Genomic DNA, 12,519 nt, shown 5'->3' on the forward strand with positions numbered 1-12,519 from the left:
GATGAGCGCCCGATCACTCATAGCCGCCCATCCACCGCTTCCCGCGGCAACACATACTTCACGTCATACAACACCGCGCCCGGCTTGCCATGCGCGCGGATCCCCGCCGCACCCTGCTTCCGGAACTCCTCGTGTCCCACCGCCACGATGATGGCGTCGTACTCGCCCTCGCCCGGCTTGAACAGCGTCAGCCCGTACTCGTGCTTCGCCTCGCCCGCATCCACCCACGGATCACACACATCCACGCGCGCGTTGTAACCCTGCAGCGCACCGATGATGTCCACCACCCGCGTATTCCGCAGGTCCGGGCAGTTCTCCTTGAACGCCAGGCCCAGGATCAGGATCCGCGCGCGTACCGGGTTGATGCCGTTGCGCACCATCAGCCGGATCACTTCGCCCGCCACGTACGCACCCATGCCGTCGTTGGTGCGGCGGCCGGCCAGGATCACGTCCGGGTGGTGCCCCACTTCCTGCGCCTTGTGCGTCAGGTAGTACGGATCCACGCTGATGCAGTGCCCGCCCACCAGGCCCGGGCGGAACGGCAGGAAGTTCCACTTTGTGCCGGCGGCTTCCAGCACTTCCAGGGTGTCGATGCCCAGCTTGTTGAACAGGATCGCCAGGTCGTTGACCAGGGCGATGTTGAGGTCGCGCTGGGTGTTCTCGATGACCTTGGCGGCTTCGGCCACCTTGATGCTGCTGGCCTTGTGGGTGCCGGCGGTGATGATGCTGGCGTACAGCGCATCCACGAAATCCGCGGCGGCCGGCGTGGAGCCGGAGGTCACCTTCATGATGGTGGTGACGCGGTGCTGCTTGTCGCCGGGGTTGATGCGCTCCGGGCTGTAGCCGCAGAAGAAGTCGACGTTGAACGTCAGGCCGCTCACCTGCTCCAGGATCGGCACGCACACTTCTTCGGTGCAGCCGGGATACACGGTGGACTCGTACACCACGGTGTCGCCGGGCTGCAGCACCTTGCCCAGCGACTCGCTGGCCTTGCGCAGCGGGGTGAGGTCCGGGCGGCGGGCGCTGTCGATGGGCGTGGGCACGGTGACCACGTACACGTTGCAGTCGCGGATGCCTTCCAGGTCGCTGGTGAAGCTGAGCTTGGTGGCGCTGGCAAGCAGCTCGGGCTCTACCTCGAGCGTGCTGTCCTTGCCCTCCCCCAGCTCGGCCACACGCGCGGCATTGATGTCGAAGCCCACGGTGGCGTACTGCTTGCCGAACTCGACGGCGAGCGGCAGGCCGACATAGCCAAGGCCGACCACGGCGATACGGGTCTCGTCTTTCGACGGAAAGGTCTGCGTCACGTTGTCATGTCCCTTTGCAATCTGTGTGCGGTGCCTGCACGTTCGCGGCCCCCCGCGCTGTTACGTGTCCTGGCAGCCTGGACGGCCTGCCCCGCCGCGATTCCCGCCAGCGCGGCCGCCACGGCCAGCATGGCCGGGGTGCGCAGCGGATAGTCCACGACCGAGTGCGCCAGGATCGCGCCGATCGCGACCAGCGCGGTCACTCCGAGCCCGCGCACCTGCGCCGGCTGGCGCAGCAGTCCAAGCAAGCTCAATGCCAATGCGACGGCACCAAGCGCCATGGCCGCCACGGCGGACACGCCGGCCTCCAGCCACCACTGCGCGTACTCGTTGTGGGCGTGGTTGACGTAGTTGGCCATGAGCAGCTCGCGCGGGGCTTCCTGTTCGAACAGCGGCACATAGCTGCCGATTCCGGCACCCATGGGCGCATAGCGCGCGGCGATCTCGCCGGTGAGCGCCCGCAGCGGGCCGCGCAGCTCGTCGATGGCGTCGACCTGCATCCAGCGCAGCGAGAGGAACAGCGCCGCGGCCGCGATCGCCATGCTGGCGACCAGCACCGCGCGGCTGCGCAGCCCGCCGCGCCAGGCCGGCCAGTGCGCCAGCACCACCAGGGCACAGGCCAGGATGATCAGCACCACGCCGGCGCGCGAGCCGGTCAGCGGCAGCGCCACGGCCGCCAGCAGCATCACCAGCGCGGCGACCACGCCGTGAACGACGCGATGCGGGCGGCCCGGGGGCCATGCGCCCACCACCATCGCCAAGCGGGCGCAGGCCAGCGTGGCGGCGACGACCAGCAGGGTGGCCTGGTGGTTGGGGTTGGCGAAGAAGCCGTTCATCGCCGGCGACCACTGTGGATAGGGATTGAGCGGGCTTTCCTGCGGGGCGCCGAGCTGGGCCAGGCCCAGCAGCAGGCTGGCGATGGCCAGCGCGACGACCAGCTGGGCGAGGCGGCGCTGCGCGGCGTGCGGCAGCGAGAGCACCATCGCGAAGATGGCGAGCCCGGGAAGCAGGTGGAAGGCCGCGTCGCGGCTGGCGCCCGGGGCGAGCGACCACCGGGCGGGCGCCCCGCCGCCGAACTGTGCAAGGTCGGCTGCCAACGCCTGACGGCCTTCTCCGCCGGCCACGGAGCCAGGAAGCAGGGCCTGCAGTGCCGGAATCGCAAACAGCACGACTGCGAACGCCAGCCATGCATATAGATATGTAGGGGACGTCTGGTGCGTGCCGCGCAGAAGGCGCCAGCCCGCCCAGCCGAGCACCGGAAGCGACATCAACTGGGCGGCAAACACCCCGGCTCCGGATTCCTGCGAACTGCCGCCCGTGACCACGCACAGCGCCAGCAACGCCCCCACCGCCACCAGCCCCGCAAGGGACTGGCGGTCGAGAGCGTGCCCGCCGTGGTGGGTGTCGGCATCCGCGCCGTGCATGGGTGTCCTTGCCTCCAACGAAAACGGGACGGGGTCGCCCCGTCCCGCCGATCCTGCTGCCTGACCGCCTGGATCAGCGGCTGACGGGCTCCGGTTCGACGTACTCGACGTCGTCCATGGTGGCCAGCGCGGCGGCACCGGCCGCGGCGATGCCGGCCACGGTGGCCAGGCCGCCCACGTCCACGCCGGTGGCGCCGGCGGCGCTGCTGCCGGCCGCGGCCACGCAGGTGGCGGGCACGCCGTACACGCCGGCGGCCGAGAGCGGCTGGGTGCAGCCATTCGGATACACCAGCGTCGCCTGGCTGCCTTCGGCCAGCATCACGCGGCTGCCGGCGGGCACCTGGGTGCCGGACGGGGCCGAGACGAACTCACCGCCGTTGCTCACCATGGCGCTGCCGATGTCGACGCGGAGCGTGGCGGCGCTGCCCTGGGCGAACACGGGAGCGGCGAAGAGCGCGGCGGCGGCGATGGCAGCGAAGCTGAGGATGCGTGGCTTGTTCATGGAATCTTCCTTGGGACGGGGGAGTCCGGCGATGCTGCAGTGCAGTACAGACTACCCAGCCGAGGTGGCTGATGCAAGCTGCATTCGGGCGGATGCCCTTGTTTTATCAGGAGAATGTGACGCGCGGCGTGACGATGACCGTGTTCAGCGGCTGACCGGAGTCGGGTCGTCGCTGCCACCACCGCCCGCCACGGCCGCGATCACCGCCACGCCGGCCGCCGCGGCCGCCACGACGGTGCCGGTGCTGTAGCCGCGCTGGGTGCTGGCTGCATTGCAAACGGCGGTAACGGTGTACACGCCGGGCTCGGACATCGCCTTCCGGCATCCGTTGCCATAGTCGAGCGACGCCCTGGCGCCTTCGGCCAGCATGACCCGGTGGCCGGGCTCGACAGCCTGCCCGGGCGCCGCCTGGACGAACTCGCCGCCGCTGCTGACCAGGACCGAGCCGCCGTCCACCTGCAGCCCGATGGGCGCGGCGGCGGGTTCCTGGGCCTGGACGGCCAGCGGAGCGAGGGCGAGCGCCAGTCCGAGCGCGATGAGCTTGCGATGCTGTGCCATGGTGGTTGAGCGTCCTTGTTCGTGTGCTCGGAAGTCTAGCGCAAAAAGCGTGCCAGTGATCACGGTCCGACCTGGAGATCAGCCAGGTGGAGTTCGCCGCGCAGGATCTGGGCGACGCCGCGTGGTGCCGGGTTGACCAGGCGCAGCCACTGGCCTTCACAGCCCTCGCCCGCGGGGACGGTGAAGGTGAAGGCGAGTTCGGCCCAGACCCGCGCTTCGCGCACCCGCGCGCCGGCGCCAATCGCGGTGCGGCCGTCGCTGCAGGTCAGGCGCCACTCGAGTCCCTGGTCCGAGCGCAGGCCTTGGGTGCGGGCGCGCAGGTGGAGCACGTGGTCGCCGGGGGCGAGCAGCATCGGCACTTCCAGGCCGGTATCGCCGACGGGGCGGCCGAGGAAGCGCAGCCGCGCCGCGTGGCCGCCGCTGTCGAGCGGGATCCGGTCGAACAGCACGCCGGGCACCCGGCGGACGCGCCAGTCGAAACCCGAGGAGGACGGGGCGCGGCTGAAATCGCCATTCCACGGCACCGGGAGGCGCTCGGGCGGCGTCTCGAGGCCGCTGACCCAGCGGGCGTAGGCACTGCCCCAGCGGCCGTCGCGGAGCATGCCGTCGATCCAGCGGGCGGTGTCGTCGGCGTCGAGGGCGCCCTGGGCGCGCAGGGCGCCGTGCAGGTTGTCGGCGGCTTCGGGGATGCGGCTGGCGGTCGTGGCGCGCAGGATGGCCGCGCGCCACTGGGGCCGCTGGACGAGATGGGTGGCCAGGGCCTCGGCGAATGCCGGGTCCTGGGCGAGCTGGGCGATGAGTTCAAGCAGCTGCTGGCGCTGCGCAGGCGCCACGGTGAGCAGGGCGTCGAGATGATCGGCGGCGGCGGCGAAGTCGCCGGACTGCAGCGCGTGGGTGGCGAGCCAGCCGCGCACCTGCGGGTCGCGCGGCGCGCGGCGGGCGGCGGTCCCGTAGCGGGCGCGGGTGGCGTCGGCGCCGCCCTTCCCGTCTTCCGCACGGGCAATGATGCCGAAGGCCCGCCCCATGACCGGTGCGCGCGCGAGCACGTCGCGGGCGATGGCGGCGGCGCGCGGCTTGTCGCCCTGCTGCAGGGCGGCGTTGGCGGCGGCGAGGTCCTCGTGCAGGCGCTGCAGCTCGCCCCGGGTGGTGACCAGGCCGTAGCCGGCGGCGACCAGCACGGCGATGAGGGCAACGAAGGCGATCCAGCGTGCGGGGCTCATCGCGCCGGGTCCAGGTGCAGGCGGGCGATGCGCCAGTGGGCGCCGCGGCGCTCCAGGCCGACGTGGAGCACGCCGGTTTCGACGGTGCCGCGTCGGCCGCCGAAGCGGTAGGCCCCTGACATCGACGCGGACTCGGTTCCGAGGGTCCAGTTGGGGTGGTTTACTGACATGCGGCCGCGCTGGCGCGCGTCATGGCGGGCGCGGAGGTCCTGACGCAGGGCCGCGGCCTCCAGGCTGACCGGAAGGTCGAGCCACAGCGGCTCGCCGCCGCGGCCGGAGGAGAACCAGGCGCTGACGCTGTCGACAGCGGCCTCGGCCTGCCGGAACAGCTGCAGCGGATCCGCGGTATCCCGCCCCCCTGTAGGAGCGGCTACAGCCGCGATCTCCCTCCCCCAATCACCCTCGCTCACGTCCTCCGTCGCAAACGTCGCAGCTTCCAGCACCGGGTATCCGGCTGAGTGCGCCGCCGCCGTTTCTGTCTGCGCCGCCGCCGTCTCCATCTCCGTCGCCGGCTCCGGCACGGTCTGCGTCGCGGTTTCAGTCAGGACTTCGGGCTGCCCCTCCGGCACGCTCACCACCATCGCAGGCACCCGCACAGCCACTTCCTCCATCACCTGCGGCAATGGCGCCGCCATCCGCTGGCTGACGTCCACGCCCGTCTCCTGGAACCGGCTCGCATCACGCAGGTCGTCCAGCCGGTCTTCCCGGGTCACGGCAAGCCAGGCCAGGGCGAGGCAGGCGATGGTGAGGAAGGCGACGGCGATGGGGCCTGTTGGGATGGGTTTCGGGGGTTGTAGGGGGGTGTAGGTGATGGGGATAGGGATCGCGGCTGTAGCCGCTCCTACAGGGGTAGCAAGCGCCAGATGCTCGGCGTCGTAGCGGGCGCGGGCGGCGGGGGTGCGGAGGTGGTTCCAGGCCTGGTTGACGCGGGTCGAGAGGGCGGAGTCCCACTGGGCGCCCTCGCTGCGGTCGGGGTGCAGCCAGCGCATGAGGAGGTGGTGGTGCTCGCGCAGCACGGCTTGGTCGGCGTCAGGGGCGGCGCCAAGCTGGCGGTAGGCATCGGCGCCCTCGGCCAGCAGCACCTGCTGCACGTAGAAGCGCGCGGCTTCGACGAGTTCGGCTTCGGCGCGGCCAGTGCGGGAGATCGCCCCACGCGTGGCATCGGACGTTCCCGACGCGATGGCCAGCAGTTCGCCGATGCCCTGCGGCAGCGGCCGGGTGCGCAGGGCCGTGCGCAGCGCCGGCGCGCGCAGCAGCCCCAGCGCCTGGTCCAGCGCTTCGCCGCCCTGCCCCACCATCCCCGCGTGCTCCCCCACGCCGGTCCCTACTTCCCGGCCAGCCTGGGCTGGGTCCCGTAGGAGTAGTACGAGGCGTAGTCATAGCCGTAGCCGGCGACCTTGGCGTCGTAGTGGGTCAGGACCGCGCCGATCACGTGCGCGCGCGCCGCGGCCAGGCGCTTGAGCGCGGCCTGCGCGGTCTTGATGCGGGTTTCGCCCGCCTGCACCACCACCAGCGTGCCGCCGGCGACGTTCGACAGGATCGGCGCGTCGGCGATGCCCAGCACCGGCGGGCCGTCGATGATCACCTGGTCGTACTTTTCGGCGGCGATGGTCAGCATCGACAGCAGGCGGCTGCCGGCCAGCAGCTCTGCGGGGTTCGGCGGCAGCGGCCCGGCGAGGATGATCTTCAGCCGCTCGTCGTCGGTGTCCATGATCACCTGGCTGGCGCTGGCGGCGCCCGCCAGCAGGCTGGACAGGCCGGTGTCCGAGCGCACGCCCATCATGCGGTGCATCGACGGATTGCGCAGGTCGGCCTCGATCAGCAGCACGCGCTTGCCCATCTGGGCGAAGTTGCGCGCCAGCGTGGTGGCGGTAGTCGACTTGCCTTCCGAGGCACTGGCACTGGTGACCAGCAGCACCCGGGGCACGCCGTGGTCGGTGGAGAACTGCAGCGCGGTGCGCACCGAGCGATAGGCTTCGGCGAACGCCGAGCGCGGGTCAGCCATCGCGTCGGCCACGCTCTGCTTCTTCAGGTGCGGGATGATGCCCAGCACCGCCATACGCAGGTGCTGCTCGATGTCCTCCGGACCCTTGAGCGTGTCGTCCAGGAACTCGAGCACGAAGGCCAGCAGCACGCCCAGCATCAGCCCGAGCATCAGGCCGATGGCGAGGTTGAGCGGCAGGTTCGGCTTGAAGCGCCCGCCCGGCACCACGGCACGGTCGACGATCGAGATGTTGTTGGTGCCGACGCCGGCACCGGCGGCCACGCCGACTTCCTTGTAGCGCTGCAGCAGGCTGTCGTAGAGCTGGCGGTTGGTGTCGACCTCGCGGCGCAGGATGTTGTAGTCGATCGAGCGGTTGTCGACGTCGAGCGTGCGGCCACGCGCGGAATCGATCTGCGCGACCAGCATGTTCTCGCGCGCCTGCGCGGCGTCGTACTCGGCCTTGATCGAGGCTCGGACGGCGTTGCGCTCCTGCGCGATCTGGCGGTCGACCTCGTCGATCTGGCCCTTGAGCGCGAGCATGCTCGGATACTCGGGCTTGTAGGTCTTGAGCTGCTGCTGGTATTCGGAGTTGAGCGTGGCGCGCTGCTGCTGCAGCGAGTTGAGGATCGAGTTGCTGATCGCGCCGGCCGGCAGCTGGCCGCCGCCGGAGACCTGGCTCCACGAGGCCTGGGCGCGGATGCGATCGTCCTGCGCCGCGGCCAGCGCGGCATTGAGCGCGCCGAGGTTCTGGCTTTCCAGGCTCTGGCTGCCCTCGCCGCTGGTGACGATGTTTTCCTTCGTCGCGAACGCCACCAGCGCGCGCTCGGATTCCTCGAGCCGACCCTTGGCCAGCGCCAGCTGCTCCTCGATGTACTTGCTGGCATAGGACGAGGCGTCGAACTTGCGCTCGATGGCGTGTGCGATGAAGCCATCGGCCACGGCGTTCACCACGCGCGCCGAGAACGCCGGCAGGGTGGAGTCGAAATGGATGCGCACCAGGCGCGAGTTGCGCACCGGCTCCACGGTCAGGCCGCTGCGCACGATGCCCACGGCCTGGCCGAGGTCGACCATGGCGTCGGCTTCGGCGGTGGTGGCCGGGTCATCGCCCGGCGCATTCGCGGGCTGCGGGCGCAGCGCACCGGTGGCGCGCTGCCACCACGAGGTGGCGGCGAGGCGCTCGATGGTGCCGGCGTCGATCGCCAGCTCGTTGGCCACGCGCTCGGCCAGTGCGCGGCTCTTCAACAGTTCGTACTGGGTGGTCAGGAAGTCCGGCGCGGCGGCCTCGGCGCTGCCCGTGCCTTCGACCTGCAGGATCTGCACCGACTCGCGGTCGATCTGCATCACCGCGGTGGCGCGATACACCGGGGGCATCATCAGCGTGGCGATCAGCGCCAGGGCGACCACCGTGCCGAGCACGCCCAGCACCAGCCACTTGCGCTTGACCAGGATGCGCCAGTAGGCAAGGAGATCGATCTCGTCTTCGTCGCCTGCGCGCCTGTCCTCGAAGACGTCGAGCGGGAGCCCGCGCTGGCCGGTCGCGACGGCGAGCTGGCCCGGACGCTGGACCGGGAGCCGGTCCGGATTGCCGCTTTCGGGCTGCGCGGGAAGGTTGTCGTCTTGCATCAGCTTGCGTTGTCCATAACAGGTGTGGCTCAGAGGGCCAGGAACAGGCCCAGCGCAGGCACCGAGCGGATGAATTCGCGGAACGCCGACTTGCTGCCCGAACGTTCGATCACGATGATGTCGTCGCCGTAGACCTGGGGATCGGCGAGTTCGCCACGGCGCACCTTGGTCAGGTCGTAGGCCGCCGCCATGCGCTGGCCTTCGACATTGCGGAACAGCACCACGCCTTCGAGGTCGGCGAACTCGTCGGTGCCCTCGGCCATGGCGATGGCCTGCAGCAGCGAGGTCTTGCCGGTCAGCGGATAGATGCCGGGCTTCTTCAGCGCGCCTTCGAGCGTGACCCGCTGGCTGGTGTATTCCTTGACGAAGACGGTCACCTGGGGATTCTGCAGGTAGCCATCGGCGTACTTCTCGCCCAGCTCGCGCTCCAGTTCCGGCACGGTCTTGCCGCCGGCCATGACGCTGCCCACCAGCGGCAGGTTGATCATGCCGTTCGAGTTCACGCGCGCCTGGTGCGAAAGATCCTTGACGCCGAACACGCTGATCTCCAGCAGGTCCTGCGAACCGACGCGGTAGTCGGTGGCGCCCTCGTAGGCGCCAGAGGCGGCGGTGGTATCGGGCGGCGGGAGCGTGACGCCATGGGCCGCGTTGCGCTTGCCCGCGGAGGCACACGCCGCAAGCAGCAAAGCGAAGACGGCCGCGATCAGGAGTCGGCTGGCTTGTTTCATGGGGGACCTCGGTGGAACGGCGGGACTTCGGGCGGGAAACGTCAGGCGGAGCGCAGGAACCGGGCCAGCAGCCCGCGACGTGGCGCGCGCGGCGCTGGCGCCTTCAGGGGGGGCAGTGTATCCGGTGGAGCGTTGCCGACGATGCCGGCGGGACGCGTATTCACCATGTGATCAGCCTCCTCGGCACCCACCAGGGCCGCGGCCGCCTGGCGCGCTTCGGCCAGGAAGGGCGGCCGGCGCGTCGGATGGTGGGCGTCGGTCGCGAGGATGTGGCAGTGCCCCTCTCCGACGAATTTCTGGCCCCAGTACTGCGCCCGGCGGCCGTAGCGGCCGGTCAGCGCGCCGCCGGTGACCTGGATCCAGCAGCCGCGGTGGGCCAGGGTGACGAAGGTCTGGTAGTGCTGCTCAACCCAGGTGAGACGTTCCGGATGTGTGATCACTGGCACATATCCGGCGGCGAGCAGCTCGAACAGGGTCTCTTCCAGCCGCGGCGGGGCGACGTGGTGCGGCGGCTCGAACAGCAGGTAGCGCGAGCCGGCGAGCGTGGGCACGCGGCCGTCGCGAATGCCGGCCACCAGGTTCTGGTCGAGGTGCACGTCGGCGCCCTCCACCAGCTTCAAGGCGATGCCCTCGCGGTCGAGCTCGGCCTGCAGCTCGGCGATCGCGGCGCGGATGCCCGGGCCGCTGTTCTCGTACAGGCCGGGATAGATGTGCGGGGTGCAGGCGGTCACGGTGATGCCGTCGGCCACGGCCATGCGCGCCATTTCGAGCGACATCGCCAGGTCGGTGGCGCCGTCGTCGATGGCGGGCAGCAGGTGGCAATGGAGGTCGTACAAGGTCGCGATTTCCGAGGGTGCACGCCGGACGACCGGGCACTCTAGCAGCTGGCAGGCGGGCGGGTCGGGAGCGGAGTCACATATGGCCCGCTCCTTGCTTCCCGATCTCGGCCCGTGCGCCGCCCCGAGGCCGCGCATCCGCCCTGACCGGGTCGCCTGTTCACGCCGCCCGGGCTAGAGTGCCCGCCCCCACCCCGAGACCGCCATGCCGAAAGGCCCGCCGCTGCGCCGCACCCGATGGGCCGATCGCTGCCTGCTCGCGTTCCTGATCGCGGGCACGTCATGGCTGTCGCTGACCTTGGCGCGTGGTCCGGGTGAGCTGGCCGCGATCTGGGTCGGCAACGGCATCCTCACCGGCTGGCTGCTGTCCCGGCGCAGCGTCACCTGGCCGCCCTACCTCGCCATCGCCGTCCTGGCCGAACTGCCGGCGCGCATGCTGGCCGGCGACGGCTTCACCTACGCGCTGTCGATCGCGGGCGCGAACCTGCTGGAAGTGCTGGTGGTGGCGGGCGTGGTGCGGCAGATGGTCCCGGATGTCCGCGATCCCGAGCGCTGGGTCACCCTGGGCGGCATCGCGATCGCGGCCACGCTGGGGGCCTGCGCGCTGTCCGGGCTGCTGGCCGCCTGGGTGGCGCATGCCATGAACGCCCAGGATTACGAACGCGCGTTCGCCGGCTGGTTCGCCGCGCACGTCGTGGGCATGGTGATCGTGGCCACCACCACCCTGGTCGTCCACCGCCGCAGCCTGCGCATGGCGGTGTCGGGCCGCCGCGGCTGGGATCTTGCCCTGACCACGGCGCTGCTGGCGGCGGTGGGGACCGCCGTCTTCCTCAGCCCCTATCCGATGCTCTTCCTCACCTATCCCCCGCTGCTGCTGGTGGCGATGCGCCATCGTTTCGTGGGCGTGGCGCTGGGCGTGATCGTGCTCGCGCTGATCGCCGCCGTGGCCACGCATTTCGGCCATGGCCCCCTTGCCGACCAGCAGGGCCTGGGCGACGACGGGCGCATCGCCCTGCTGCAGATCTTCCTGGCCGGAGGCTGCCTGATGACCTTTCCGGTCTGCCTGGCGATGGCCGAGCGCAAGCGCATGGACGAGCGCCTGTCCGAGAGCGAGCGCCGCTACCGCATGCTGGCCGACCATTCGCACGACCTGATCACGCGCATCCGCGCGGACGGCGAACGCGTCTACGTCTCGCCCTCGTCCAGCGAGATGCTGGGCTGGAGGCCCGAGGAGATGCTGGGTTCGCGCTGGAACCTGGTGCATCCCGAGGACCGCGAGCCCCAGCGCCAGGCGATGGCGGACGTGCTTGCGACCGGCAAGCCGCGCACCGACATCTACCGGCTGCGCCACCGCGCGGGCCACCATGTCTGGGTGGAGGTCGTGTCGCGCTGCCTGCCGGCCGACGAGCCGGGCGGCCAGGCCGACGTGATGCTGACCGCGCGCAACATCACCCGCCGGGTGGCCGCCGAGGAGGCGCTCGCCGAAAGCCGGCGCGAGCTCGAGCGCATGACGCGCACGGATCCGCTGACCGGGCTGGCGAACCGCCGCCAGGTGGACGAGCGCCTTGCGTTGGCGCTGGCCCGGCTCACGCGCGGCGGCGGGCCGGTCGCGCTGCTGTACCTGGACATCGACCACTTCAAGCGCATCAACGACACGCTGGGCCATGCCGCGGGCGATGCCGTGCTGCAGGCCTTCGCGCGCCGCCTGCTCGACAGCTTGCGCGCCACCGACCTGGCGGCGCGGTTGGGCGGCGACGAGTTCGTGCTGCTGCTGGAAGGCGTGGAGCCGGCCGCGGCCGAGCGCGTGGCGCGCAAGGTGCTGGAGGCCATGGGCGCGCCGGTCGATGCCGCGGGCACCCCGGTGGTGGTGGGAACGAGCATCGGCATCGCCTGGACCGACCGGCCGCTGGCTGCCGCCGACCTGGCCGCACAGGCCGACGCCGCGCTCTATGCCGCCAAGAAGGCCGGCCGCAGCACCTGGCACCTCGCCCCGCTGCCCGCCTGACAGACGACAAAAAGCCGCCCCTGCGGGCGGCTTCTGTCTGGAGGCCTCAGTCGGAATCGAACCGGCGTACGCGGATTTGCAGTCCGCTGCATGACCACTCTGCCATGAGGCCTGAAACTGGCGCCAGGCGAATTGCAGTGCCTGACACAACAAGACCCCGTTTCCGGGGCCTTGTCAAAATCTGGAGCGGGAAACGAGACTCGAACTCGCGACCCCGACCTTGGCAAGGTCGTGCTCTACCAACTGAGCTATTCCCGCGTTGAGCCCGCCATTCTACCGTTAACCAGGTGACTGTCAACACCTGTTGCCGGAGTGTGCCGCCGATGAATGGCGTC

Annotated in this window: 10 protein-coding genes and 2 tRNA genes; 1 reads left to right on the forward strand and 11 read right to left on the reverse strand. The window is 70.7% G+C overall.

The features are described from left to right. Positions 1 to 17: 17 nt before the first annotated feature. The 9 genes from tviB to JG616_RS02070 form a co-directional block, all read right to left on the reverse strand. Positions 18 to 1,304 carry a Vi polysaccharide biosynthesis UDP-N-acetylglucosamine C-6 dehydrogenase TviB gene (gene tviB / locus JG616_RS02030; RefSeq protein ID WP_199391517.1) on the reverse strand — a complete coding sequence of 429 codons (1,287 nt, stop codon included), beginning with the start codon at positions 1,302 to 1,304 and terminating at the stop codon, positions 18 to 20. Further along, complete coding sequence (locus tag JG616_RS02035) at positions 1,301 to 2,728, reverse strand: O-antigen ligase family protein (RefSeq protein ID WP_199391518.1); 1,428 nt, start codon at positions 2,726 to 2,728, stop codon at positions 1,301 to 1,303. Before JG616_RS02035 ends, tviB begins: the two co-directional genes overlap by 4 nt. A 73-nt stretch (positions 2,729 to 2,801) precedes the next feature. Continuing rightward, complete coding sequence (locus JG616_RS02040; RefSeq protein WP_199391519.1) at positions 2,802 to 3,230, reverse strand: hypothetical protein; 429 nt, start codon at positions 3,228 to 3,230, stop codon at positions 2,802 to 2,804. A 144-nt stretch (positions 3,231 to 3,374) separates the two neighbouring features. Next, on the reverse strand, positions 3,375 to 3,788 hold the full coding sequence (locus JG616_RS02045; RefSeq protein WP_199391520.1) for a hypothetical protein: 414 nt from the start codon (positions 3,786 to 3,788) through the stop codon (positions 3,375 to 3,377). Between the two features lie 59 nt (positions 3,789 to 3,847). Further along, complete coding sequence (locus JG616_RS02050; RefSeq protein WP_199391521.1) at positions 3,848 to 5,008, reverse strand: hypothetical protein; 1,161 nt, start codon at positions 5,006 to 5,008, stop codon at positions 3,848 to 3,850. Continuing rightward, positions 5,005 to 6,324 carry a J domain-containing protein gene (locus tag JG616_RS02055; protein ID WP_199391522.1) on the reverse strand — a complete coding sequence of 440 codons (1,320 nt, stop codon included), beginning with the start codon at positions 6,322 to 6,324 and terminating at the stop codon, positions 5,005 to 5,007. Before JG616_RS02055 ends, JG616_RS02050 begins: the two co-directional genes overlap by 4 nt. An 8-nt stretch (positions 6,325 to 6,332) precedes the next feature. Continuing rightward, positions 6,333 to 8,615 (reverse strand): polysaccharide biosynthesis tyrosine autokinase, encoded by a 2,283-nt coding sequence (locus JG616_RS02060; RefSeq protein WP_199391523.1) that lies wholly within the window; start codon positions 8,613 to 8,615, stop codon positions 6,333 to 6,335. Positions 8,616 to 8,644: 29 nt separating this feature from the next. Then, positions 8,645 to 9,343 carry a polysaccharide biosynthesis/export family protein gene (locus tag JG616_RS02065; RefSeq protein ID WP_199361618.1) on the reverse strand — a complete coding sequence of 233 codons (699 nt, stop codon included), beginning with the start codon at positions 9,341 to 9,343 and terminating at the stop codon, positions 8,645 to 8,647. Positions 9,344 to 9,384: 41 nt separating this feature from the next. Beyond that, on the reverse strand, positions 9,385 to 10,179 hold the full coding sequence (locus JG616_RS02070) for a CpsB/CapC family capsule biosynthesis tyrosine phosphatase (protein ID WP_199391524.1): 795 nt from the start codon (positions 10,177 to 10,179) through the stop codon (positions 9,385 to 9,387). Between the two features lie 205 nt (positions 10,180 to 10,384). Between JG616_RS02070 and JG616_RS02075 the strand changes: the two genes are divergently transcribed. Further along, the gene (locus JG616_RS02075) at positions 10,385 to 12,184 is read left to right on the forward strand and encodes a sensor domain-containing diguanylate cyclase (protein WP_199391525.1); all 1,800 of its coding nucleotides are present in this window, start codon (positions 10,385 to 10,387) and stop codon (positions 12,182 to 12,184) included. A 38-nt stretch (positions 12,185 to 12,222) separates the two neighbouring features. Here JG616_RS02075 and JG616_RS02080 read toward each other — a convergent pair. Further along, a tRNA-Cys gene (locus JG616_RS02080) sits at positions 12,223 to 12,296 on the reverse strand. 70 nt (positions 12,297 to 12,366) lie between these two features. Beyond that, positions 12,367 to 12,442, reverse strand: a tRNA-Gly gene (locus tag JG616_RS02085). Positions 12,443 to 12,519: the final 77 nt, after the last annotated feature.

Origin of the sequence: Luteimonas sp. MC1895 (assembly GCF_016457215.1) — a bacterium.
GTDB lineage: Bacteria > Pseudomonadota > Gammaproteobacteria > Xanthomonadales > Xanthomonadaceae > Luteimonas.